Origin of the sequence: Megasphaera vaginalis (ex Srinivasan et al. 2021), from assembly GCF_000478965.1 — a bacterium.
Taxonomy (GTDB): Bacteria; Bacillota; Negativicutes; order Veillonellales; family Megasphaeraceae; genus Megasphaera; species Megasphaera vaginalis.
The window spans coordinates 1-25359 of the sequence record NZ_AWXA01000004.1 but is presented as its reverse complement, the minus strand read 5'-3'; the positions used below and the strand labels follow the sequence as shown (position 1 = coordinate 25359).

General features: G+C 51.7%; 23 protein-coding genes. 7 read left to right on the top strand and 16 right to left on the bottom strand.

Features of this window, described 5'->3' with window-relative positions; genetic code table 11:
- Positions 1 to 81 precede the first annotated feature (81 nt).
- The 7 genes from HMPREF1250_RS00400 to HMPREF1250_RS00370 all read right to left on the bottom strand — a co-directional run bounded on the left by HMPREF1250_RS00400 (position 82) and on the right by HMPREF1250_RS00370 (position 6566).
- Positions 82 to 735: a potassium channel family protein gene (locus HMPREF1250_RS00400; RefSeq protein WP_023052616.1), complete on the bottom strand. Its 654-nt coding sequence runs from the start codon at positions 733 to 735 to the stop codon at positions 82 to 84.
- A 14-nt stretch (positions 736 to 749) separates the two neighbouring features.
- Positions 750 to 2156: a TrkH family potassium uptake protein gene (locus HMPREF1250_RS00395; protein WP_071784744.1), complete on the bottom strand. Its 1407-nt coding sequence runs from the start codon at positions 2154 to 2156 to the stop codon at positions 750 to 752.
- A 202-nt stretch (positions 2157 to 2358) separates the two neighbouring features.
- Positions 2359 to 3594 carry a [Fe-Fe] hydrogenase large subunit C-terminal domain-containing protein gene (locus HMPREF1250_RS00390; RefSeq protein ID WP_023052696.1) on the bottom strand — a complete coding sequence of 412 codons (1236 nt, stop codon included), beginning with the start codon at positions 3592 to 3594 and terminating at the stop codon, positions 2359 to 2361.
- A gap of 167 nt (positions 3595 to 3761) precedes the next feature.
- Positions 3762 to 4361 (bottom strand): SanA/YdcF family protein, encoded by a 600-nt coding sequence (locus tag HMPREF1250_RS00385; RefSeq protein WP_023052592.1) that lies wholly within the window; start codon positions 4359 to 4361, stop codon positions 3762 to 3764.
- A 178-nt stretch (positions 4362 to 4539) separates the two neighbouring features.
- A complete protein-coding gene (gene trxB / locus HMPREF1250_RS00380; RefSeq protein ID WP_023052632.1) occupies positions 4540 to 5463 on the bottom strand; it encodes a thioredoxin-disulfide reductase in 924 nt (307 codons plus the stop codon).
- Positions 5464 to 5476: 13 nt separating this feature from the next.
- Positions 5477 to 5794 (bottom strand): thioredoxin, encoded by a 318-nt coding sequence (gene trxA / locus HMPREF1250_RS00375; RefSeq protein WP_023052596.1) that lies wholly within the window; start codon positions 5792 to 5794, stop codon positions 5477 to 5479.
- Positions 5795 to 5897: 103 nt separating this feature from the next.
- Positions 5898 to 6566: an ArsR/SmtB family transcription factor gene (locus tag HMPREF1250_RS00370; protein WP_023052641.1), complete on the bottom strand. Its 669-nt coding sequence runs from the start codon at positions 6564 to 6566 to the stop codon at positions 5898 to 5900.
- Between the two features lie 210 nt (positions 6567 to 6776).
- Between HMPREF1250_RS00370 and HMPREF1250_RS00365 the strand changes: the two genes are divergently transcribed.
- Genes HMPREF1250_RS00365 through HMPREF1250_RS00355 form a run of 3 tightly spaced genes read left to right on the top strand, consistent with a single transcriptional unit; the run spans position 6777 to position 8245 of the window.
- Positions 6777 to 7022: a DUF1858 domain-containing protein gene (locus HMPREF1250_RS00365; RefSeq protein WP_023052689.1), complete on the top strand. Its 246-nt coding sequence runs from the start codon at positions 6777 to 6779 to the stop codon at positions 7020 to 7022.
- Between the two features lie 11 nt (positions 7023 to 7033).
- Positions 7034 to 7624 (top strand): hypothetical protein, encoded by a 591-nt coding sequence (locus HMPREF1250_RS00360; RefSeq protein ID WP_023052631.1) that lies wholly within the window; start codon positions 7034 to 7036, stop codon positions 7622 to 7624.
- Between the two features lie 27 nt (positions 7625 to 7651).
- Complete coding sequence (locus HMPREF1250_RS00355; RefSeq protein ID WP_023052600.1) at positions 7652 to 8245, top strand: hemerythrin domain-containing protein; 594 nt, start codon at positions 7652 to 7654, stop codon at positions 8243 to 8245.
- A gap of 609 nt (positions 8246 to 8854) precedes the next feature.
- Here HMPREF1250_RS00355 and HMPREF1250_RS00350 read toward each other — a convergent pair.
- The 5 genes from HMPREF1250_RS00350 to HMPREF1250_RS00325 all read right to left on the bottom strand — a co-directional run bounded on the left by HMPREF1250_RS00350 (position 8855) and on the right by HMPREF1250_RS00325 (position 15506).
- Positions 8855 to 10681 (bottom strand): subtype B tannase, encoded by a 1827-nt coding sequence (locus HMPREF1250_RS00350; RefSeq protein ID WP_023052664.1) that lies wholly within the window; start codon positions 10679 to 10681, stop codon positions 8855 to 8857.
- Between the two features lie 451 nt (positions 10682 to 11132).
- Positions 11133 to 11960: an ATP-binding protein gene (locus tag HMPREF1250_RS00340; protein WP_023052648.1), complete on the bottom strand. Its 828-nt coding sequence runs from the start codon at positions 11958 to 11960 to the stop codon at positions 11133 to 11135.
- Between the two features lie 177 nt (positions 11961 to 12137).
- The gene (locus tag HMPREF1250_RS00335; RefSeq protein WP_023052666.1) at positions 12138 to 12902 is read right to left on the bottom strand and encodes a TIGR03943 family putative permease subunit; all 765 of its coding nucleotides are present in this window, start codon (positions 12900 to 12902) and stop codon (positions 12138 to 12140) included.
- Positions 12899 to 14464, bottom strand: a complete 1566-nt coding sequence (locus HMPREF1250_RS00330; protein WP_023052639.1) for a permease — start codon at positions 14462 to 14464, stop codon at positions 12899 to 12901. The genes HMPREF1250_RS00335 and HMPREF1250_RS00330 overlap by 4 nt, the downstream gene beginning before the upstream one ends.
- A gap of 1 nt (position 14465) precedes the next feature.
- Positions 14466 to 15506, bottom strand: a complete 1041-nt coding sequence (locus HMPREF1250_RS00325; protein ID WP_023052682.1) for a CobW family GTP-binding protein — start codon at positions 15504 to 15506, stop codon at positions 14466 to 14468.
- A gap of 220 nt (positions 15507 to 15726) precedes the next feature.
- On the opposite strand from HMPREF1250_RS00325, the gene HMPREF1250_RS00320 reads away from it, so the two are divergent.
- A complete protein-coding gene (locus HMPREF1250_RS00320) occupies positions 15727 to 17265 on the top strand; it encodes a putative polyphosphate:AMP phosphotransferase (protein ID WP_023052683.1) in 1539 nt (512 codons plus the stop codon).
- A 161-nt stretch (positions 17266 to 17426) separates the two neighbouring features.
- Here the strand turns inward: HMPREF1250_RS00320 and HMPREF1250_RS00315 are convergent, their stop codons facing one another.
- Together HMPREF1250_RS00315 and HMPREF1250_RS00310 are read right to left on the bottom strand one after the other, a co-directional pair.
- A complete protein-coding gene (locus tag HMPREF1250_RS00315; RefSeq protein ID WP_023052660.1) occupies positions 17427 to 18641 on the bottom strand; it encodes a L,D-transpeptidase family protein in 1215 nt (404 codons plus the stop codon).
- A 106-nt stretch (positions 18642 to 18747) separates the two neighbouring features.
- Entirely contained in the window at positions 18748 to 19707 is a 960-nt protein-coding gene (locus tag HMPREF1250_RS00310; RefSeq protein ID WP_023052673.1) for an L-lactate dehydrogenase, read from the bottom strand.
- A 190-nt stretch (positions 19708 to 19897) separates the two neighbouring features.
- On the opposite strand from HMPREF1250_RS00310, the gene HMPREF1250_RS00305 reads away from it, so the two are divergent.
- Together HMPREF1250_RS00305 and hcp are read left to right on the top strand one after the other, a co-directional pair.
- Positions 19898 to 20254: a cupin domain-containing protein gene (locus HMPREF1250_RS00305; protein WP_023052676.1), complete on the top strand. Its 357-nt coding sequence runs from the start codon at positions 19898 to 19900 to the stop codon at positions 20252 to 20254.
- Positions 20255 to 20272: 18 nt separating this feature from the next.
- Positions 20273 to 21898, top strand: a complete 1626-nt coding sequence (hcp, locus tag HMPREF1250_RS00300; RefSeq protein ID WP_023052687.1) for a hydroxylamine reductase — start codon at positions 20273 to 20275, stop codon at positions 21896 to 21898.
- A gap of 113 nt (positions 21899 to 22011) precedes the next feature.
- Here the strand turns inward: hcp and pyk are convergent, their stop codons facing one another.
- Both pyk and mgsA read right to left on the bottom strand, forming a co-directional pair.
- Entirely contained in the window at positions 22012 to 23760 is a 1749-nt protein-coding gene (gene pyk / locus HMPREF1250_RS00295; RefSeq protein WP_023052636.1) for a pyruvate kinase, read from the bottom strand.
- A gap of 24 nt (positions 23761 to 23784) precedes the next feature.
- Entirely contained in the window at positions 23785 to 24177 is a 393-nt protein-coding gene (gene mgsA / locus HMPREF1250_RS00290; RefSeq protein WP_023052697.1) for a methylglyoxal synthase, read from the bottom strand.
- Between the two features lie 232 nt (positions 24178 to 24409).
- Between mgsA and HMPREF1250_RS00285 the strand changes: the two genes are divergently transcribed.
- Positions 24410 to 25291 (top strand): DMT family transporter, encoded by an 882-nt coding sequence (locus tag HMPREF1250_RS00285; RefSeq protein ID WP_023052597.1) that lies wholly within the window; start codon positions 24410 to 24412, stop codon positions 25289 to 25291.
- Positions 25292 to 25359: the final 68 nt, after the last annotated feature.

Genomic DNA, 25359 nt, shown 5'->3' with positions numbered 1-25359 from the left:
TTTCGAAAAAAAGAACGCGCAGATTACTGCGCGCTCTTTTTTCAGGTTCCGACGCCGCTTCAGCCGGCGCCGTTCTCGTCTCTATGTATTTTCCAGCCTGTGGATATCGTCATCCCTGCCGATAATGATCAGTTTATCTTCAGCCGCCAGGGGAATATCCGGGTCAGGCGCTACGATCAGATTTTCATCGTGCCGGATAGCGGCAACGATAAGCCTGTACTTTTCACGAAGCCCCGATGTTTTCAACGTTTTTCCGACGAGAAACTCAGGCGTCTCCATTTCTACCAGACCGGCTTGGGCTGAAAGCTGCAGGTAATCGACAACATGTCGGCGCGTCAGCATCTGCGCCAATCGCATCGCCATATCCGACTCCGGGTAAATGACGGTGTCGACGCCTATTTTTTCCAGTAATCGGCCTTGCAGTTCATCTTGCGCTTTCGCGATAACGCGCCGGACGCCTTGTTCTTCAACGAGCATGGCCGTCATCAGATTGGCCTGTTTATTGGCGCCGATAGCGACGACAACTGCATCGAACTGATTCAGGCTGAGCGACTGCAACGCCGCTTCATCTGTGCTGTCGGCAATGACGGCATGCGTCACGTAAGGGCTGATCTTCTGTACTCTGTCGGGATCGACATCGACGGCCAGCACTTCGTGCCCCAAATCGGCAACGGCTTTGGCGACGGTTGTCCCGAAACGCCCCAAACCGATAACGGCAATAACTCTTTTATTCATACTGTTCCCTTCTTTTACAATAAAATGTCGCCTTCCGGGTATCGGATCGGCTTCGGCGCCTGCCGCTTCAGTGCGACAATGCCGACCAGCGTCAGCACGCCTATACGCCCGGTATACATGACAAAGATCAGAATCCATTTGCTTAGCGGCTGCAACGTCGGAGTAATGCCCGTAGTCAAGCCGACGGTACCGAAGGCAGACGTCGTTTCAAAGAGAAGCTGCAAAAATGTCGCCGGCTCGTACAGTGTCAATAAAAAGACGGCCGTAAGCACCAGAAACAGCGAGAGAAAGAAAATACTGAAAGCACGCCGAACCTGCACCTCCGCAATGCGCCGCTCCAATAGTTCAACGTCCGCTTTATTGCTGAAAATGGAACGGGCCGCCGCCAGCATGACAGCTGCCGTCGTAATCTTGATACCGCCGCCCGTCGAATTCGGCCCGGCGCCGATAAACATCAGCATCACCGTCAGAAACAGCGTTGCCGGCCGCATGGCGCCATAATCCAAGGTGGCGACACCGGCCGTACGCGGCGTCACGGCTTGCAGAAAGGACGCGACGACCTTATGCCCCGTATCGAGGGGCCCCAAAGTAGCGCCATTGCCCCATTCCAGGATTAAGATCAACACGGTGCCGCCAATCACTAAGCACGCCGTCCCCAAGAGCATGATCTTCGTATTGACGGACACTGCCTTCACGCCGTACCGTCTGCCCGTATCCCAAAGCTCGAAAATAGCCATATAGCCGAAACCGCCAAGCATGATCAGCACGCTCGTCGTCAGGGAAAAGAGAACGTCTCCGGCCATCGCATAGGGCAAGTCATTGTCAAAAAAGACGAAACCGGCATTGCAAAAAGTGGAAACGGCTTGATAAATCCCGCTGCGAATGGCCGTCGTTCCGAGGTAAGGATATAAGGCAACAATGTAGACCGCTGCGCCTGCGGCTTCAACGGCAAAGGTCAGGAAAGCGACATGCTTCGTAATGCGCAGCAATCCCCGCATACTGCCGTTTCCCATATCATCGCGCAGCAGCAGCCGTCGTTGCAGGCCGATATGCTGCCCAAAGACGAGAGCCAGTAACGTCGTCGAAGTCATGATTCCCAGACCGCCCAGCTGAATCAGCAGGACCATAACGGATTGGCCGAAAAGAGACCAGTGACGATAAGTGTCGACAGTCGCCAGCCCGGTGACGGAGACACAGGATACAGCCGTGAACGCCGCATCGACAAGATCTGTTGTTTCGCCATCGGCAGCGGCAAAGGGCAACGACAAAAGAGCCGTTCCCAAGAGCATGGCAAGAAGAAAACTGAGTGCCAACAACGTATACGGATTTTGGGTGCGAACCCGTTCCTTCGCTTTTACTTTATAGCTGTCCCGTTGAAACATGAATAACACCCCAAAGAGAATACAGGCCGCGAAAAACATCGCCGCGCCCTTTCTTCTCCCTCCGCCGCGCCTGACGACAGAAGGGAAAAGCGCCGCAGCGTCTCAAAGCTGACTAAGTATAGCACAGCAAACGCCAGCGTACAATATGGGCGGCGGATTCTACATAAACGGCCCCTTTCACCGGCTGACAGAAAGGAAGCAAAAAGCTGCCGCAGAAAAATTCTGTCGGTAGCTTTTTGCTTTATCCATCCAGATTCCGATCGTAAAGATCACTCTTGGTCAGGAATTCTTCAATCGTTGTAAAACCCAATCGTTTCAGCATTTCAATGACGTACGGATTATCCATCGGCGTTTCATAATGAGACGAATCGCCATACGCCTGTACATGCTCTTTCCCTTCATCTTTCCCGATGATAGCTCTCGGACCGCCGACGCATCCGCCGATGCATCCCATCCCTTCAAAAAAATTGCCGTCCCGCTTGCCGGCGAGAATATCATTAATCATGGCTTTGCAGGCCGGTACGCCGTCGGCGCGACGCGTCCGAATGGTAACGGCGCGTTGCGGATTCAGTTTTTCCAGTGTCGTCTTCACAGCTGCGGCAACGCCGCCGGCATAGGCATAACAAATACCGGTTTTCGACGCGTGGGGGAGCGAATCTTCCGGCAACGAGGCCATATCAATATCCGTTACGGTTAAAAGATCGCTCAGTTCCTGATAGGTTAATACATAATCGATAGCACCAGCCAGATCGGGTTCATTCTTTTCCGACTTTTTCGCCATGCAGGGGCCGATGAAAACGGTCTTGGCTTGCGGGTGCAAAGCTTTTACCGTCCTGCCGCCGGCAATCATCGGCGAAACCGAGCCGGGAACATTCGGCAAAAGCTGATGATATAACTTTTTGATCATGGCGATCCACATGGGACAGCAACAGCTGGTCAGCTGAAAATCATTTTCGTCATGAATGTTGCGATCAAATTCCAGCGCTTCTTTTAAGGTCAGGATATCGGCAAAGGCGGCCACTTCCAAAACGCCGGTAAAGCCCAGCTTCTTCAACGCCGTCCGCACTTTGCCGAGCGTAACCGCAGGACCGAACTGACCGGAAATAGCCGGAGCCACGAGGGCATACACCGGTCCGTCATACTCGTGCAGCTCCCGGACGACGGGAATAATATCTTTTTTCGTCTTCAGCGCGTCAAGAGCGCAAACATCGACACAGGCCTGGCAGCCGACACATTGCGTCTGATCGATCGTGACCCCGTTCTCGCCGTCGGCTTTGACAGCATCCCAGGCGCAAGCGTCGATACAGGGCCTGTCATCGGGCGGACAGAGGCACGGCTTCGTTCGAAAAATCAAGGTGTTGTCGGACTTAGCCAGACAATCAACCATATGCGGATCGGCATCTTCCGGCGCAATCTCTTTCTTATTGTCCGCCGCATTTTTTAACATCGTATAATATAATTCGTCTAAGGAATCCATTGGACAGCCCCTTTCTGCAACGCACACGCTGACAGTTTACGTTATAAGAAAATTATAGGGCTATTCATTTCATTTTGCAAGAATAGTTAGCTTTTTTGTTTATTTATGAAAACAGTTTTCATTTTACAGCCATCCGTGCCCGTCTCCTCTGCGCTCGCCGCCGGCCGTCATCTTTCGAAAAAATGAATCATGAGCCAGGCTTTGACACGGGCCGGAACCTCGCGCAAATCCCATATCCATTGATCGTGGTACCGAACGCCCGGCGGCACATAGCCGATAACGTCCAGCCCGAGATGATCCGCCAAATAAATGGCTCTGGCCATATGATAAGCCTGCGTAACGGCAATAACGCGGCGGTAACCGTAGACGTCATGTGCGCGGCGCATACTTTCATACGTAATCGTACCCGCCTCATCAATAATCAAATCACGTCGATCAATGCCGGCCGCCGTGACATAAGCCGCCATTACCTCCGTTTGATTAGCACCAGCTTCGTTCACGCCTGACAAAATTAATTTTTTTACTTTCTGCCGCTCATACAGGGCAATGCCGCCGTCAAGCCGTTCTTTCAGCAAAGGCATGGGATAATTATGTTGTACGCCGGCGCCCAAAATGACGGCCGCTTCATAAGTGTCATCCGGAATGGTCGCCATATTTGTCACTTCTTTCGGCGCCGCTTGCCGCATCATGTCATAATTCACACCGCCGCTAAACGCAGCGGTTCCCGCCAACAGGCAAAGACACAGACCAAACAATCGTTTTTTCATGGATTCTCCTTTTGGGGCGCCGCTCCCGGCCCCCATTAATACGATCAGTGTAGCGTAATTGTATATCAAAAAACACCCGATTTGCAACAGCAAATCGGGTGAGAACCCTGTCAACTATATGTATATACCGAAACCAAGTCGGTCATAATCAAAAAGCGCGTCCCTTTATCGGCGGTGATTATTCAACCGGCTGCGCAACGTAACCGGCGGCGTCAAGAGCGGCCATAGCGCCGCTTCCAGCCGCCGTGACGGCCTGTTGGTAACGACTATCCTGTACATCGCCGGCAGCAAAAATCCCTGCCGTCGACGTTGCCGTCGATTTATCCTTCGTAAGGATATACCCCTGCGAATCGAGGGCCACGACTCCCGCCAGAAAGCCGGTGTTCGGCTGATGCCCGACAGCGACGAAAATACCGCTTGCAGACAACGTCTCCTGCGCGCCGGTCTTATTGTTCCTGAGCGCCAGTCCGGAGACTCCCGCTCCGTCGCTCAACACTTCCAACGGCGTATAATCAAGCTTCCATTGAATCTTATCGCTCGCCTGCGCCCGCTGTACCATAATTTGCGCAGCCCGCAAACTGTCGCGACGATGAACAACGGTGACACGAGCGGCAAACTTCGTCAAAAACAGCGCTTCTTCCATGGCTGCGTCACCGCCGCCGATAACAACGACCTCCTGACCCTTGTAGAAAAAACCGTCGCATGTGGCACAAGCACTGACGCCGCGGCCGATATTTTCCTTTTCGCCGGGAAGTCCCAAATACCTGGCACTGGCCCCCGTCGCCAGAATCAGCGCCGTTGCTTCCAGGCTATCGCCGTTTTCCAAGGTCAGACGGATCGGTCTGCCTGCCGCTACGGCGGTCACCTTCGTCAGCAAAAATTCCGTACCGAATCTCCGTGCCTGCGCCTCCATTTTTTCCATCATTTCCTGTCCCCAGACGCCGTCAGGAAAGGCCGGATAATTCTCGACGACACTGGTCGTCATCAACTGGCCGCCAGGCTGCGGTCCCTGTATCACAACATGCTTCAAACCGGCACGTCCCAAATAAATAGCGGCAGTCAGCCCCGCCGGTCCGGAACCAATAACGGCAACATCATACATCTGTATCCCATCCTTATTGCAATATGGCGTCAATCTTGGCGCGCAGCGCTTCTTTGCTCTGCAGCCCTACGGAAATATCGGCCAGCTGACCGTCTTTGAAGATAGCCAGCGTCGGAATGCTGCGAATGTTGAACCGGCCGGCCAAAGCGGCCTCATCATCGACATTTATCTTGCCGATAGTAACGGCATCCCCCAAATCGGCGGCCAACGCATCCAAAATAGGTCCCTGCATCTTGCACGGCCCGCACCAAGCGGCCCAAAAATCAACCAGCGTTACACCTTTGGCAATTTGATCGGCAAACGTAGCTTCTTTCAATTCGATCGGTTTCATATATATCGACTCCTTTTGTTAATAACCATTCAATTAATTCATTGATCGGTTAAATTATACCTTTCTTGTCCTTATTTGTCAAGAACCGCGTCCTTGGGCCGAATCAGTGCTTATTGACGCCGCGAAATGCCTGCCAATCCGCATAGCTCCGATTCAAACTGTAGGCCTTGAATCCCTGTTCGGTCAAAAAATGCGCGGCCAAATCAGCATATGCACACAGACGGCCGCGGCAGTACACGACAATATCCTTCTGCCGCGACAGGCCGGACAGTCTGCTTTCCAGTTCCGACAAAGGGATACTTTCGGCTTTTTCCATGTGTCCAGCACGATATTCGTCGCCAGGCCGGAGATCGACGAGCGTGATCTCATCCCGTTGCAACCGTCGCCACGCTTCTTCCAGTGTAATCGTGTATACGTCGCTCGTCCGAACGGAGTATTGTTCCCTGATCCTGGTGATTTCCGAAAGCTGCGTCTCACCGACGACACAAAGGGCACGTACCAGGGCGCGCACCTTATCGCCGGCAACAGTATAAACGACATAGTTCCCCCGTTTTTCGGAAATGACGAGACGGCCTTCCTTGAGTACCTGCAAATGCCGTGACGTGTTGGCCGCGCTCATCCCCGTTTCACGCGAGAGCGTTTCCACCGTTTTCGGCCCTTGAGAAAGAATATGCAACACCTCTAACCGTTTTTCGCTGGAAAAACATTTTCCTATCTTGGCAAGTTCATTATAAAATTCCGTCTTATATGTCGCCGCTATTTCTTGTAACATCGTATGACCTCGCTGTAACTATTCAATTAATTTATTGTATTATTTCCTCTTTAACTATAACAGAATGGTTCATTTCGTCAAGAATAACGACATTTTTACATCCGTTGGAAAAACAACTGATTAATGCATACCGTTAACGTATACTATGCACAGAAAGTGAAACTATTCGTTACAACGATTATCTATATGAAACCACAGGAGGTATACATCATGTTAAAATCCATTCTTAACAAATTTGAAGCTATGAACAACACGGTAACACCGGATATGCTCGTCGGCGATATCGTCCGCCTTCATCCGGAAGTCGTCGATACGCTCTTGGCCAACGGCATGCACTGCCTCGGCTGCCCTTCATCGCAGCAGGAAAGTTTAACCAACGCCTGCATGGTTCACGGCCTCGACCCGGAACAAGTAACGAAAGCGGTTAACGTAGCAATTCAAGCCAAAAAACAATAGGAGGACAGACGATGAGCGCATTTTTGGGACCGATCCATTTTTGGTTATATAAAAAGATTCAATTTCAAGAAGAATTAATCGACGCCGTCATCGCTTACAGCCGCCAGCAAGGCTGGGCCGAAGGCGACTGGGAAGATACGTTTGCCACGAATGACCGCCGCGCCTTGGAAGACGTCGTCGACGAAGGTAATATTCACGGCTGGCTGCAGAACCGCATTCACGACGCCGAAGGCCGCTACGCCAGCCTCGTCTTGACGATTGTCGGTGCCGACGAAAGCCGCCTCGGCAAATTGACGGAAGGCGTTTACACCTTCGGCGCGCAGCACCGGCCGGAAAGCGTCGCGACGGCGCCGGAAGCTTTCCACCATTTGGACAACAGCTTGCTCAACGGCATGCCGTGCGATCAAGTCAATAAAGTGACGGACAGCGATCCGAATAAGATCTGTTGGGAAGAAACGCAAGATTTGCACAGCCAATTCTGGAACGGCCGTGGCGAACTGTACACGACGCTCCGCAGCGCCCTGATCAGCGGCATGTTAGCCGATTCTTCCTTTGCTTTTACCGTCCCGTCTGCCAACCACTACGAAATTACGAAAAACTGATTTTCACCGGAGAAAAGAGGAACCGTCATGTATAGCACCGATATCATGGTAGAAGAACACGCCAATATTTCGCGCATGCTCAGAGTGATCAAAAACATGTGCTGCGCCATTTTGGAAGGCGCTCCTGTCGACCAAAACGATTTCGCCGATATTATCGACTTTATCCGCAACTACGCCGACGTCAATCACCACCAGAAGGAAGAACACGTTCTCTTCCCGCAAATGGTCGAACATTTGGGTGATCTAGCCAACACCATCGTCACGCACGGCATGCTCGTCGAACACGACTTGATCCGCAGCCACGTCCGCAGCCTCGATGAAGCCTTGAAGCTGTACGCCAAAGACGGCCGCACGGAACATAAGTTGGATATCCTGACAGAGATTATGGCTTACACAAACAGGCTGCAGGTTCACGTCGAAAAGGAAAACAACGTCGTCTATCCCTTTGCCGAACGCGGTTTTTCTGATGAAATCAAAGCCAAAGTCGACGCCGGCGTCCGCGCCATTGCCGAAGAAAATGAAAAGACCGATTTTAACGCCAAATATTTCGCCATACTGGATCGTTTGGAAAAGAAATACTCGGCCCTCCATTTAGTCACCACTACGGCTGACAAGCAATAACCCCATATCACCACTTTTCCTATAAAAAGGGAACCGTAACGAAACAGTCCTTTGAAAACGAATAATGGGGATTGTAGACACTGCAGTGTCTACAATCCCCATTATTGCTATATTTATCTCAGGAAAGCGTCCTCCAAAGGGCCTCGCCAAAGCGGATCCCCCTTAGACCAGGGTCTGCAGTCTGCTTCTTCTAAAGAAAGCAAAGTTGCAGTGCCACTTGGACGTTTCTTTAAAATCCATGTATTGTCCATGGGATAAGGCGTTTTTACTGTTCGAAAAACAGCCGGTTAATGTCCAATGCAATGGCTTTAGAAGATATAAAGCGCCCAGCCGTATGGCGCTTCGACGCTTTGAGCTAACGTAAATCTAACGATCTGACATACGCTCTTTGCTCAGGTCATCGAAGGACTATCGTTACGCGATTCCCTTACGTTTAATGGACGTATTCATGGATGGTACTAAGTTTACAGCCTACGCGTCTGTTTGGCGTAAGGTATCTCGCATCTTTTTATTTATATTCTTCATATTTGTATTTATGGCTATTGGTACACATTGTATTGGCAGTTAATGTCACCTTTTATAGTTAGTAACGCGTAAAGATCCTTAAGTTTAGCCTTCAGCAACAACTTTATCAATCCAGTCAAACATATTTTTCAAATCATAGTCACTCTTATGATCTACGCCCCAAGGTAAAGCAAAATCTACATCGTAGCCAAGGTTAGCCGCTTTGACAGCTACCATAAGCGGAATGCTGAAGGACGTATTGCTGTCGGCTTCACCATAACGGATTCTCCAATGTTTTGCATTGGTAGCGCCACTGTTACCAAGGTAGTACATGGCATTCATCATATTAACGATGTGCTGATCTGCGCGAGCCGGTGACGTATCGGTGGCGTACAGGGCAGCTGTATCGGTAAAGTGTAAGTTGTTCATAGTAGTAGTGCCGAACTCGTTGTTTTCGCCAGTACTGTTATCGCGACTGTCAAAAGCGCCAGGCGTCTTCATACGACCTACGGATTTATTATATTTTAACCAGTCCACATCTACCATCTTACTGGGATCATTTTTATCATACATTAAGAAGTTTGCCTTAGAAATATCGATGCCGTCTTGTCTGGCTGCTTCTGCACTTTTAATGATAAACGATTTAGCATAGTCAAAGAATGTGCCAGTGCCGTCCGTATTTAAGGTCAGGAGCTGTCCGTTTGCATCTTTAAGTTGAAGGCTATTTACATACGACGCATAAGCTGTTTTTAACATCTTGGAATACGCCATCTGATCTTTTGTAAGTACTACTTTTTTAGCAGTATTGCGGTTCTTATTTCCCATAATTTTCGGTTCGGCAGTTGTACTCTCAGCGGTAGTTTGGCCAGGAGTAATTACTGCTGTCGCGGATCCATTATTGATTTTCGGAAGTTGCGGCACTGTAGCCGTCGTCTTAGAAGGATTATTATTGATAAGCGGTAACTGTCCCTGTGCCATCATCATGCCGCCAGCGTATTCATTCACGCCATTATAAGACCATTCATACGCCATATCCGCATGATCCAGATTCGTAATGGGACAGAAAGCAGACACTGCAAAGATATCGGTACGGTCATTAGCTGCGCCGAGCGCTTCTAAATAAGGTTTCATATCTTGACTGTTTCCGGCTGCGCCGACCAGCAGAGAATAAGCGCCACCGGCGCTGCCACCATTTGATACGATGCGATCTGCGTTACCGGGCATGACCGCATCATTGGCGTGTAAGTACGCAACGGCTGCTTGTAAATCTACAATACCTGCCGGAGCCTTACCGGTATACCTACCGTCATCGCCGATAAGGGAGCGACCACGTGCACCCGGAGCGGCTATGATATAGCCACGACATAGGGCGTAGGCTTCTGCGCTTTCCGTATTGCCCCAACGCGCTTCTAAGGTACCTGCTTCTCCGGGCATATACCCGCCAACAGTGTTGGGGAAAAAGATAGGGGCTGTGTCTTTGGTATAGTTGCCTACGGGCTTATTGTGAAAATAATTTTCCGGAATATAGATATTCATATTTTCGTATTTAGCGTCAACGGGATTCGCTACATAAGGTACAGCCTTATACGCTCGGTAAGCTACCGTTTGATTGTTGACGGTAACAGCACCTGTTGTATAGCCCGTATTCGGGGTAAATATCAGGGAGTTGTTCGTAGTCGTTTTAGCTGCTAACGGTGCATCGGCAGGGACAACGTTAATTTTACCGGAAGCAGCCTCTCTACTAGCTGTTTTTGTTGAAGTGGATAGTTGGATCGCCGCAGTATGTCGGTCTTGATGTACAGCAGTTGTATGCACTTGCGTAGCCGTTGAGGCTTGCCCTTGATCAGTCGCCGGCGCATTGGCCTGTATGGCTATAGATGTCGCCAGATTTAAGGATAAAGCAAAGAGAGCCGTTAATTTCATTTTACTCATTGTGAATCTCCCCTTTCTTTTTCAATGTGAAAATTAATTAAAGTATATCCAATTAACGTGTAGATATCAAATCAGTATCAACTATCTGTTCATCATATGAATAAATAATGGTGTAAAAATAGGAGCCGCAATTAAACCAAGCGGTTATGAATGCCGTAAGCCTGACAAGTACAAAGACGATATTAGCAGTCCTGCAAATGTGCCCTATGACGCGGTCACAGATAAATATCTTTTTGCGAACAGGCGTAAACACATATACAGCGGCGTAAAAAGGAAAAACGCCGCTCCGGATAAATTTACGAGCGACGACGTTACCAGCGTAAATCCCGTAACCATTGTTTGCTTCATACAAAGTGTCTCCACTCAAAATTCGTAAAGTGCGACTAAAAAAAGACTGTAACGAAATGAGATTTCCAGTCTCGTTACAGCCCTTTTTATCAGTGTTATCTAGTTATTTTCGGCCGGCACCGTTTGCCTTTTTCCCAGCAATCGCGTTCTCAATCATTTCCCGCACATAGGCCTCCGTAACTTGACTGTCGTGCTGCCGGGCCGCCTTAAAAGCGCTCATCAGCACGGCGTTGGCAATATCACCGCCGGAAATACCGGCGTAATCGTGGGCCAAGGCGTCGATATTGATATCGTTAGGCATTTCGTCGGGAATATAGCGCCGCCATAACAGCTTCCGCTGTCCTTCGTCAGGCAGATCGAAGCGGACGTGAACGGGAATACGACGCATAAAGGCCGAGTCGAAGCTTTCGATGAAATTCGTCGCAAAGATGATGAAATCTTCATATTCATTCATTTCCATAAGCATGACCGACCGCGTCTGATTGACGCTGACGTCGGAAGCACTGGCCATGTGCGTCACGCGATGCCCCAAAATGGCATCGGCTTCATCGAAGAAGAGAATGCTGTCCGTATTGGTTGCCGCATAAAAGGCTTTCTTGATGTTCTTCGGCGTCTCGCCGACGAATTTTGACTCCAATTCGGCGTAGTTGATCGTAATCAGCTTACGTCCCAGATAGTCGGCAATGGCATGGGCGGCCATCGTCTTGCCCGTCCCCGACGGCCCGTACAGATTAATCCCGAGACTTTTAGCGTGCTTGTGCGTCTTCCCTAGGCCCCAGGTCTTAAACACGATATCGCCGTAACGAACCGAATCGGCGACATCCATGATCCGACTGCGCACATAATCGGGCAAAATAATATCATCAAAGGTGTACCGCGGCTTTTCCGGTATGAAATTGATGACCGGATTTTCTTCTTTTTTCGTTTCCATGGCTATGTCCTCCTGATTAATCCTATATCGAAAAGCGGTCTGTCATTGCCGCTCGATTTCACATAGGTCAATCATATCACACATAGCCGGCATAAGACCAGTAAAAAGAGCAACTGCCGCCCCTTCGCAAACGCGGTCCGGACCGGCAGCACCGGCAGCGGGACGCCTGCCCGCGCTTTATTGCGGGTACACATAGCCCGGTACCCTTTTGGCCGGCACAATTTTTTCCACTTGAATCGTCGGCTGCGGCCTGCTATGGTATGTCCGGCTCGTAACCGTTCCTTTGACGGCGACCCACTGATTTTCAGGCCAACGTTTATTGCCCGTGTACAGGCAATCCAACCCAAACGGCGACAGGTCGTTGACACAGCAGAACATGAGATACCGGGCCAGAACGAAACTGTTGTCTTTAAGACGACCGTCAGAGTAGGAAACGAATCCGATCATATAGATATCATAGCCTTCATAGGCCTTGATATCCTTCGTCAACGTGAGAATGACGGAATAATAATTTGCCGTCGTTAAGATGATCCGCTTGCCCTCGTTGTCGATGCCGCTACCGTGATCGGCATCAAAATCAATCCCGTAGGGCTTCTCCGCCACGTCGTCCGCCGTCTCCGCGGCAGCCGCGCTTACGGCGCCGATACCAGGCGAATACGCCGTACCCAGCAACAGGGGACCGGCGAAAAGGAGTACGGGAATAAGCAGCGTCAGACAATGACCATAGGAAAAACGATAAACGGGCCGGCCCATCTGTCTCAACGATACGACCCCCCAGACGGTCATGACGGCCGCCATCAGGCACAGACAGGGGAAGAGGCGCGGCGCGACAAAGGAAAGGTAGCGTCCCGTTGCCAGCATGGCCGCCGTTACGCCGCCGGCCGCCAGAAAGCTGACGCCTTCCAGCAGCGCCTGTAAGTTGACCGATGTATAGCGTATCAAAGGGCTCCGCCTCCCCATAAAAGCGCATAAAGCCAAGCCATAACAAAAGAAACAAAAATGATCGTCGCCGTCAGCCTGTAGACGAAGGCTTTCGGAAAGAGCGCTGAAAGGATGAGAAAGTTCTTCACATCCAACATGGGTCCCATAATCAGGAATCCCATGACCGCCGGCAGCGGCACACGGGTACTCAGGTTGCGGGCAATCATCGCGTCTGACGTCGAACAGAGGGACAAGAGAAAGGCCAATGCCAAAAGCAGCACAATCGCCGCCGGCACATGTTCCTGCAAGTCGTAGAGGAAAAAAGCCCCTTCGCCGTATACCTGAAACAGCGACGACAAGACGGTGCCGATAAGCAAATACGGCGCCATGCGGAAAAAGTCGCTCCGCGCGTGAAGCAGAAACTGCATGCCCTTGCCGTATGGCGCGCCGGAAGTCGCGTCAAAGCCGCAAAATTCCAGCGGAACCTGCTGCCGGAAATCCTCCCGCTCCAAGCCTTTGTAGCCGAGAAAAGAGAGACTGACGGTGACGGCCGCAGCCGTTCCGAGGACGAGCCGGGACAGGACGACGCTGTTTACGCCCATAAATGCATAGTACGTCGATAAAATGACGATCGGATTGAGCAGCGGCCCTGCCAGCATAAAAAGCATGGCCGTCGGCACCGGCACCTTGCGGCTCACGAGTCCGCGAAAAACAGGAATAGCCGCACAGTCACAGACGGGAAAGAGAACTGCGCCAACCAATGCGCTGACCATGCCCTGCAAGAGATTTCCTCTTAAAAAGGTTTCGATGAAAGAGGCCGACAAAAAGAGCTGCAAGGCCGATGAACACAGAATTCCCAGCACGAGAAACGGCAGTCCTTGAAGCAGCGTCGCCATAGAATACGTCAAAACCGTATTGAGCGAATCGTAATCAGGATCGCCGGCTGTCGCAAAAAAGCCGTAGAGACCGGCAAGACAGAGAAAAAGCACGAAAAACCGGACCAGCGATGTCTTCCTCACAGGCCGGCAAAGTCGGTTCGTCCGCTGCGCCGACGACAACTCTCTGAAACATGTTATCCCTATATCGGGACGCAGGGTTTTTACAATATGCCCGGCAGCATGCACCGTTTCCCCCTCCGTCAGCGCCGGCGGCTCGAACATAACGACTTTATCGGCATTGCGAAGCTGACTGACAACGGCAGTACCGGTCTTGCCCAATCGGTGCAGGCAAAATGCCGCCGTCGTAACGAAAAAAACGGTCTTTATCTCGATGAGATTCCGCAGATCACGATGAAAAAAGAGCGCTTCCGCCAGGCGGAAAGGCACCATGCCGTTCCACTCTACCCAAAGCTCGCCGACAGGATGTTCTCGCAAATAACGGCGCAGCAAATAAGCGATGCCGCGTATATTTCCGTCAGCCGCCAACGGTACGGTCAGCACATGATCGCAAGCCGGCGCCGTCATTCCCTCTTCCATCAAAACGACACCGGCCGTCGTCTCGCGCCACGGTAAAACGTGATTGATGAAACGCGTCTTACCGGTACTGAGAAAACCGGTAACAATATACACGGGAATTCGTTTCATCTTACGCCTCCCACAACGCTTTGAGGGCTCCCTCCTGTAAATGGGAGCCGATGATCGTCAACGTCGACGGCTCCAGCGTCGTTTCGTCCAAACGGACGGGGCCGCCGCTATATTGAAGGATCACGGCGCCTGACGGCACGGCCGCCACCCCTTTCAGCCGCAAGACCGTACCGTAAGCGCCGTCGAGCGTGACTGCTGCCAGCTCTTTCCAATCATCTACCGGGCGCTGCCGGGAAACGTCGACAGTAACAGCCGTAAAAACATCGGCGGCACCGTGGTGGTGATGATCATGGCCGTGGTGATCGTGATCATGGTGGTCGTGGTCATGGTGGTCGTGGTGATCGTGGCCGTGGTGATCGTGGCCGTGATCATGGTGATCGTGACTGCCGTCGTGTGTCTGTTCCAACCGGCCATGTCCGTCCGAATCGGGTGCGACGATGCCGTCAGCCGTCTTTCGCCGCGTCAAAAGCAACTCCCTCAGATTCAACTCGCTCCAAGGCTGCGTATAAACCGGCGCCGCCGAATTCAGTTCGCCAATTGCCGCCAGCGTCCTTTCCGTCCGCTTTTTATCTTCATCGGTATGACTGATAAAAATTGCATCGCCGTTGACGATCTGATCGGTAAAAAATTCCCCGAAATTCCGCAGATAAAGCAAACTCTGCTGCCCGTCGGCAATCGTAACGGCACGGACGAGGAGCAATTTGTCCCTCAGTTCCTCGCTGTCGCAAATAGCTATAATATCAGAAAGCTTGGCAACGCCGGACGGTTCGATGATGATCAGGTCGACATCGGCCTTGCAGAGCACCTGCCGCAGCGAGCTGCGAAAATCGCCGGCAAGACTGCAGCAAATACAGCCCGACGTCAGCTCCTGTATGCGAATACCGTCATTGGCCAATACTGCGGCATCGAAATTAACGGTACCGAAATCGTTTTCAATGACCATAATCCGTTCCGTATTGCCGAATTCCGTTAAAAGCTGCCGGATAAATGTTGTTTTTCCCGTTCCTAAAAAGCCGGAAATGATAAGTACTGGTATTTTCATTCCTTATTTCTCCTTTATAATATCTTCCAATCACTACATGATAGCAGTATTTAAACGGATTTTAAAGAGGTGAAAAATTAAATTTATTTTAATAATTTATCTCATTTATATGTTTCTTTATTCATTTGTTTGCTCCAGAAAAAGGACTTTACCGCTTTACAGCCAATTATATTAAGTAAGAACAGTTGACCCGTTTTATTTTCGCAGCGGAGGTGACGCAATGAGTACCTATATAAAAGAACTTTCCAGAAAGGAGAAAAAAAGTCTGGCCGTATTGGGAGAAGAATTGGCCGTCTTACAGCGCAGCATTATCGCCGAAAAGGGATCGGTCTGCATCCTCATCGACGGCTGGGAAAATTCCGGCAAAGGCGAAGTGATCTCGCGATTGACGCAGGAATTGGATCCTCGGTATTATGAAGTCGTGGAGATGCCTTCTCACTGGGAAGCCAAACACAGCCACCGGCTTTTCCGTTCGTTCTGGGCCGCCCTGCCGCGCAAGGGACATATTACCATCTTCGACCGCTCTATTTACAACGGCATTCTCCACAATCCGGAGATTTCCGAAAAAACGCTAGACGGACGGCTCGAAGACTTGACGGCTTTTATTCGCATGCTTACCGATGACGGCATGATCGTGATCAAGCTGTTTCTCCAAATCAGTCACGACGAACAGAAAAATCGGATCCGCGCCATTGAAAAGACGGAATTTAAAAAAGAAATCCTGTCGACGCTGGATTATGACCAGGAAAAGCGATACGCCGACTTCGCCGATCACTTCGCCGAAATTATCAGCCGCACAAACCGCCTTTACAGCCAATGGCACATGATTGCGATGGATGATATGAAAGACGGCTGCCGCGCAGCCATGTCCATCGTCAAAGACGAGCTGACAGCCGGCCTTGACGCCTTCCGCAGCCTGCAGGCGCTGAATGCCGCATCGCGGGAAGAAAAAACGACGGCCGAAATCGCGTCCTATCCCAGCGCCTTCCCAGCGAACCTGACGCTGGAAGTTGCAGAACAGGACTACCGGCAACGCTTGAAAGAGCTGCAGGAAAAAGCCCGTCGTCTTGCATATATGATGTATATTTGCCATATCCCGACGATCTGTGTCTTTGAAGGCATGGACGCCGCCGGCAAAGGCGGCAGCATCAAACGGCTGACAAAGGAAATCGATCCGCGCAGCTATACGATCGCTACCACGGCGGCGCCGACGGCGGAAGAATTAAGTTTTCACTATCTGCGGCGCTTCATGACGAAAATACCGGAACCGGGAAAAATCACGATATTTGACCGTTCCTGGTACGGCCGCGTCATGGTCGAACGCGTGGAAAGGCTGGCCGCTCCCCGCGAATGGCGGCGCGCCTACGAAGAGATCAACGCCATGGAACGGTTCTTAAAGCACATTGGCGTCAACTTTATGAAATTTTTCCTGGTTATCGATAGCGAAGAGCAGCTGCGCCGCTTCAACGATCGGCAAAATACACCGGAAAAACAATGGAAAATCACCGACGAAGATTGGCGTAATCGCGATAAAGGGGATCTGTACAACGATGCTTATCAGGAAATGTTTTACCGCACATCGACATCGACGGCGCCGTGGATAATCGTAGAGGGAAACGTCAAATACCATGCCCGTCTGAAAGTTCTCCATACCTTTGTCACGCAAAGCGAACGGAAACTGCGCAGCTACGAAGAAAACCATGCGAAAGAGTTTAACTGGAAAAATCTCTGGAACGAATATGAAACGATCGGCACGTAAGACCGCCATTATCGGTAACAACCGCAACGAAGGGGCTTCCGAAAACGGGAGCCCCTTCGTTATCTTTGCCGGTCATGCGCGCACTCGTCTCGCTGTCTAGCCGTCTTGTGCCGGCCCGACGCCTCTATCGCCTCGCGACGCCGTAACCGGCGATGCAGATACTACGCTTTTTCCGCGCCCTTCTGCTGTATTTTCTCTTTCAAGTCGATGCGCTTCGTCTTCTCCTTTACGGTATCGTTAACCGGGGCTTTGACCGTTTCCTTTACCGGCATTTTATCGCGAACCTTACCGGCCTCTTGCCCGGCTGCCGGCGCCGGCGACACCGCCTCCTTGATCGACATCAGGGAATAGGTCAATTCCGGCGTCAATCCGCCGTCAAGATGGAACATGCATTTGGCATCAGCCGCTTCGACATAAACGACATCGCTGTGCACGCTCCCCGGCACTGCGGCATAAGGGCCCGTCAACATCTTCTCAGCAGCGTTCCAGGTTAAATTGGCCCGCAGAGCTGTCGCAACGGCAACGGCCGGCAAATAGACCTTGCCGTTCTTGCCCAAAGCGCGAAGCGGCAGCTTCCGGCCGTTCACCAAAAGATCATAGGCTTTAGCAACATACGTCGGCTTGCCGTCGGAAGCGGCGATTTTCGCCTGAATAGCTTCAGCCGATTCGAAATTATCCACACCGTAGCCGGCTAACGCCTTTTTCACGGCCTCCACCTCCAATGGCTGCCGCTCGTAACCGTCGGGGTAAATGTAATAAGACACCGTATGATCAGGCGCGCTGTCAATGACGATGCGATCATAAAAAATTTCTACCGGCGTCCCTACCGGCGTGTGGTCGTACAGGTCTTCTATATCCTTTTCCAGGAGACGAATACAACCGTTAGATACGTAGCCGCCAATGGACTCCGGCCGATTAGTCCCGTGAATCCCGTAATTTCCGTGTATTCCCATCCAGCGGTACCCCAGGGGGTTTGTCGGCCCCGATTCAATCTCCGTCCGGCTGTCGGGATCAATCCATGTCGGATTCACTTCTTTCACCTGCACGGAATAATACCCGATCGGCGTAGGCGTCGCATACTTGCCGACGCCTACGGGATACATGCGAATCTTCACCTTCCCCTCATAAAGCGTTAACATCCGACTCGCCAGATTCAGGACTATCTTCTTTTCCTGCGACTGCTTCCGCACCGTTGCCGGCGCAGTCGCAGGATTATCGGCATGAATGGAAACACTGGCAACAGGTGCAGCTTTCGCCGCTGGCGCAACCGTCGCCGCCGGCGTTGCAGCCACAGCCGTTCCGACAGTCAATGCGGCCAGAGCGGCAATCAAAAAACTGCGGCGCCGGGCAAAAAGGGATCGTTTTCTCCTATTCATTTTCAATCTCCAACTCTGATAGTAAACTGTTTATCATCAATAATATAAATCTAACGGTACGGCAACGAAAAAGCTGCCGTCACGCGCTTCTCCAAAGGTATCGTTTTTAATGCGGCAACGCTTCGGCGCGGTCGAGGAAACTGCGCAAAACATCGCAGGAATCATGGAATTGCCGCTGTTCCGACTCCGTCAATTCCATTTCCAAAACGCCTTCCATGCCGTTTTTGCCGATAATGCAGGGAACGCCGGCGGCGACATTGCGTTCTCCGTATTCGCCATCCAACGCCGTCGAACAAGGCCAAACCAACTTCTGATCCTGAAATATCGCCGTAATCAACATACAGGCCACGTTGGCAATGCCGAATTCCGTGCACCCCTTACCATCTACTTCCACATCACCGGCCTGTTTTACGGAACGCTGCAACGCGTCGAGCGTCGTCGCTGCCAACGCCGCCCGTTCTTTCCGCAGTTCCAAATACGATTTGCCGTTGATCAAGACGCGAGACCATACGACAAAGCTCGAGTTGCCATGTTCGCCCATGCAAAATCCCTGAATCGAACGGCGGGAGACCCCGGTTTCCCCGGCAATGACCCGCAGCAGCCGGTACGTTTCCAAACTCGTACCGGTGCAAAAACACCGGTTCCGCTGCCAGCCCATGCGCCGGCGAATATACTCGCAAATAATATCGGCAGGATTGGAAATGCTGACCATGATCCCCCGGAAATCAACCTTTTTTAACTCGCCGATAACGTCATTGGCCATACGAATGGAGTCATCAAACATATCCAGCCGTGTCTCACCGGGACGGCGGCTTCTGCCGAAAGCCATAACCAGCACATCGGCATCTTGAAGCTCGCCGTATTCGCCGGCGCGGACCTGCGTGTCGCGGCCGCAAAGGCTGCCGCTGACAGCATCATCCAGGTCAAGAGCCTGTCCAAATGCCTTTTCCCGATCCTTATCAATCAACACGATATCATTAGCCTGGCCTGCCTGGAGCAGAGCCAGCGCCACATGGGAACCGACGTGCCCGGCCCCTATAATCACCACTTTACGTGTCTGCATCATTACAAATCCTCCTCTTAATTATCATTCTGATTTTATTATAACATAACCGGCTGCCGAAACAGAGGTGATGCAAAAGATCGTAAAAAAGATTTTACCGTTGCATATACAACAGACGGGTTCAACAATTCACCGTATACTGAAGAAGTAAAATGACGAAAGTTTACGAAATTTCCAGTAAGGAGGGTTTTCTATGGCAGAAGTGCAGATCAAGAATATGGAGCACAAAAAAGTTCTGGCCTTGGCCAGTCTTGTAACCGTCGTGCCGGGACAAGTCGTCAGTCGGACGCTGGCGCAGAATGACGCCGTCAGCCTGACGCTCTTCGCCTTTTCCAAAGGAGAAGAAATCAGCATGCACGAATCAAAAGGCGACGCCCTGGTCACCGTTCTTGAAGGGACTGGAAAAATAACGATCAGCGGTGTAGACTATACAGTAGAAAGCGGTCAGTCTCTGGTCATGCCGGCAGAACAGCCTCACGCCGTTTTTGCCTTAAATGACTTCAAGATGCTTCTTACTGTCGTCTTTCCTCATAAACAGGAAATTAATTAAAGCTTAGGAGGTATTTTCATGGATCAGAAAATGTTTTGCTTTCAATGTGAACAAACAATGGGCGGTACAGGCTGTACAGGCGGCGCAGGAGTCTGCGGCAAATCGTCGGCGGCAGCAAACTTGCAGGACGAATTGACCGGCGCCCTGATCGGTCTTGCCCGTACCTGTCAATCAGTTCCGGCCACGGCGCACACGTACCGTGTCATCTTGGAAGGTCTGTTCACGACAATCACCAACGTTGACTTTAACGTCGACACGATTCAGGCCATGACCGATAAAGTCAACGCCGAAAAAGCGGCGCTCATTGCCGGCAACGAAGGCGCTTTCGACAAAGTGCGCAAGCTTTTCGGCGGCTCTTCCGCGGCAGACAAAGCCGCCGCCAACTACAACATCCAGCAAGTATGGAGCGGCAACGAAGACGTTCGTTCATTGAAATCCCTGATCCTTTTCGGCATGCGCGGCATGGCTGCCTATGCGTATCACGCGCTGATGCTCGGTCACTCCAGCGATGAAGTAAATCAGTTCTTCGTCAAAGGACTCCACGCGCTCGGCGAAGACTGGGGCATGGATGAACTCTTGCCGATCGTACTGGAAACAGGTAAAGCCAACTTCGCCTGTATGGAAATGCTCGATCGCGCCAACACGACGACATACGGCACGCCGACGCCGACGACTGTTCCCCTGACAATTGAAAAAGGACCGTTCATCGTCGTGACCGGCCACGATTTGAAAGACCTCGAATTGCTTCTGAAACAGACAGAAGGCAAAGGCGTCAACATTTATACGCACGGGGAAATGTTACCAGCCCACGGCTATCCTGAATTGAAGAAATATAAACACCTCAAAGGCAACTTCGGCACCGCCTGGCAGAACCAACAAAAGGAATTCGACAATGTGCCGGCAGCCTTCCTCTTTACGACGAACTGTCTGATGCCGCCGCGCAAATCGTACAGCGACCGCGTCTTCACTACGGAAGTCGTCTCCTTCCCCGGTCTCGTGCATATTGATGACAATAAAGACTTCACGCCGGTTATCAACAAAGCTCTCGAACTCGGCGGCTATGCGGAAGATCATGAAATGACCGGCATCAACGGCGGCAAAACGGTCATGACGGGCTTTGGCCACGGTACCGTTCTCGGTGTCGCCGATAAAGTTATCGACGCCGTTAAAGCCGGCGCCATCAAACACTTCTTCCTCGTCGGCGGCTGCGACGGCGCCCGTCCGGGTCGTAACTATTACACCGAATTCGTGCAGAAAGCGCCTCAAGACTCCGTTATCCTCACCTTGGCCTGCGGTAAATACCGCTTCAACGACCTGGATCTCGGCACCATCGGCGGACTCCCCCGCATCATGGATATGGGCCAGTGTAACGACGCCTTCAGCGCTATCAAAGTGGCTCTTGCCCTTGCGGAAGCCTTCGAATGCGGCGTAAACGAACTGCCCCTCAGCCTCGTCCTCTCTTGGTATGAACAGAAAGCCGTCTGTATTCTCCTGACGCTCCTCTACTTGGGCATCAAGAACATCTACCTCGGACCTACACTTCCCGCCTTCGTATCTCCCAATGTGCTGAACTACCTCGTAGAAAACTACAACATCAGCCCGCTCAGCACACCGGAAGAAGACTTGAAGAAAATCTTAGGATAAAACGGAACTATATAAAAAGACCTGCTCTCCTAGGAGAGCAGGTCTTTTTTCAATTGCTTAACTTTATGTTCTCAGTACATACCCCTATTTTATACCTTGTACAGGCAGTCTAACTACCGTGCATTGGCCTCGCCGCGATAGATGGTGCCACGGCTGCTGTCAACCGTAACGGTTTCCCCGTTTTCCAAAAGCTCCAGGGCATTTGTCGTCCCGATAATCGTCGGGATCCCCAAGGTAATAGCAACGATAGCCGATTCGCTGGAAAGCCCAACTTCCTCGGAAATAATGGCGCCAGCCCGTTTCATGTAAGGGATGAGCGCCGGTACTGCACTGCGGATGACGAGGACGGCTCCATCTGTAAAGTCCGCCGCCAACGAAGACTCGTCCTTGGCCAGGCAGATCTTACCGATCGCCGAATTTCGTCCGATGCCGGTACCTCGCAATAAGACGTCGCCGACCACTTGCACACGGATCATATTCGTCGAACCTGCCTGCGAGACCGGGACGCCTGCCGTCAAAACGACGAGATCACCGGCTTTAATCAACTCATTGTCGAGCGCCGCAAAAATTGCATTTTCAACGACTTCATCGGAATCTCCCGCTTCTTTTCCCAAAACGGCATGAACGCCCCAATTCAGTTGCAGCCGCCGAATGATCGTTTCGTGCGGCGATACGGCAATAATCGGGCAATCAGGACGGTATTTGGAAATCATCTGCGCCGTACTGCCGCCTTCGGTAGAAGCGATAATCGCGGCGGCGTGAAGATCCTTTGCAATCCGCACCGTCGCTCTGCCGATTGATTCCGTCGTCGTCGATGACGACGCGTGCTCATCTTCATGAGAATTCGGTTCGAAGGTTCCTTCCGTATACAAGGCGACGCGAGCCATCGTCTGCACGGCTTCGACCGGGTAGAGTCCGCCGGCCGTCTCTCCGCTGAGCATGATCGCATCGGTACCGTCCAAAATAGCATTGGCAACGTCACTCGTTTCCGCCCGCGTCGGCCGCGGATTATTGCACATCGATTCCAGCATTTGCGTCGCCGTGATCACCGGCTTGCCGGCCTGCTGGCATTTGATGATCAGCATCTTTTGCAGTGCCGGAACTTCCTCTGCCGGCACCTCCACCCCGAGGTCGCCGCGGGCGACCATGATGCCGTCGCTCATCTTGATAATCTCATCGATGTTCTGTACGGCAGCTTGACATTCGATCTTGGAAATAATTTTCATCGGACTGTTGTGTTTTTCCAATATCTTGCGGATCGTCACGACATCCTTGCCACGTTGAATAAATGAAGCGGCGATCCAATCCATATTCATGCGGACGCCGAATTCGATATCCCTTTCATCTGTTTCCGAAACGGCCGGCAAATTGATGGCAATGCCCGGTACGGCAACGCGCTTACGATCACTCATCTTTCCGTTGTTGAGAATGACGGTATGAATATCTTCGCCTTCAATACCGGTTACTTCCAAGTTGACCAACCCGTCGGAAAGAAGAATGTGGTCGCCGACATGAAGGTCCTGCGGCAGTTCTTTATAATTCATCGACGAAATCGTTTCATCGCCGATTACGTCCCGCGCCGTCAACGTAAACGGCGCGCCGGCTTTCATTTCGATCGAGCCGTTCTTAAATAAACCGAGGCGAATTTCCGGTCCCTTCGTGTCCAACATCAACGCGATCGGGCGCTGCATCTTTTGGGCTGCCGCTCTGACGGCTTCTATCCGCCCTTTATGTTCATCATGTGAACCGTGCGAAAAATTAAAGCGAGCCACATTCATTCCCGCTTGAATCATGGCTTCCAATTTTTCCGGCGTTTTCGAGCTCGGCCCCAAGGTGCAAACAATTTTGGTTTTTTTCAACATGTTCGTTATCTCCCCATATTTGTCTTATTCAGAAAACACAGCCATCTGCCCATCAAGAGCGGTCAGCAAAATCCTGGCGCTGACCGCATTTGTCGCAACAGGAATCGAATGAACGTCACAAAGCCGCAAAAAAGCCGATACATCCGGCTCATGGGGCTGCGCCGTCAGCGGATCGCGCAAAAAGACGACTGCCAATACTTCCCCGGCGGCGATCATCCCGCCGATCTGCTGATCGCCGCCCATAGGACCGGGCTGCATCTGCTTGACGTCAAGTCCCGTCGCGGCATGAATCCGCCGCCCCGTTTCACCGGTACCGACTAAAGGATACCTTCTCAACAACGCTTGAAATGTATCGGCAAGAGCTACGATCGCATCCTTTTTCGCATCATGCGCAATCAGTGCAATATACTTTTTCATCGGGTCTCTCCTTCTCTTAATACGTTTCCGTTCCCACCGGTTCTTTTTTTGTCCCACATAAACAACAGCAATACACCTTTTCCGTGTCTACAGTGATTGTATCGTATCCCTCGGGAGATTGCAAGAAAAACGCCGGGAAAAAGGACATTCTTACAAAGATCATACGTTTTTTCCCATTCTTGACAAAGCGCTCGCTCCAAGAGGAGAATAAGAGAAGAAGGGGGAGAGTGTATTGCTGAAAATACTTTCTGTTATTTACATGTTATGGGGCTTCAATTGGGTCGTAATGAAGGAAGCCAACCTTTTCTTTTCGCCGACCATGTTCGTCGCACTCCGCTTTGCCGGCGGCGCGATAGCGCTTCTGGCGACAGCCGCCTGGCTGAAGTTGCCGCTGCCGCCGCGGCCGTATTGGAAATGGATCGCCGTTACCGGAATCCTGCAGATCGCCGTCAATAATCTTGCCATACAGATCGGCGTCGTCGCCCTCGGTGCAGGGCTTGCGGCGGTACTGAACTACAGCATGCCCGTGTGGGTCGCCATAATGGCCCATTTCATTTTGAACGAACGGCTGACGGTACGCAAGCTCGGCGGCATCGCCGTCAGCATGGCCGGACTCCTCATTCTCATGAAAGTAGACGTTATAGGCAGTACGAACGGTATTCTTATTACCTTAGGCGGCGCTGTCGCCTGGGCTGCCGCCAGTATCCTCATGAAGATCCAAGGCCGCGTCATAACGGAAAATCAACGAAACGGCCGCCGCGCTGCGTGTCACATCATCCAATACACGGCTTGGCAAATGGTGGTCGGCTCGCTCAGCCTTTTCGCCTACATGGCGATTTCACCACCGCCGCCTGCTGTCTGGACGCCCCTCGCCGCTGCCTGCCTCCTATACAATTGTCTCTTTGCTTCGGCTTTGGCCTTTTTCCTCTGGAACCATCTGCTCACGCTGATCGAAGCCTCAACCGCTTCCACCGCCGTTCTCGGCGTCCCTGTCGTCGGCGTCCTCGGCGGTGTCATCTGTTTCGGCGAACCGCTGACCCCGCAAATCGCCATCGGCATGGTCATGATCCTGGCCGGTATCGTGACCATCGTACGTGCGCCGGCAACCAAATAACGGCCGAACCTTGCCGACTGACATCCCCGCCGACATCCGGCGCCAGACAGAATCCGGCAAAAAAGCGC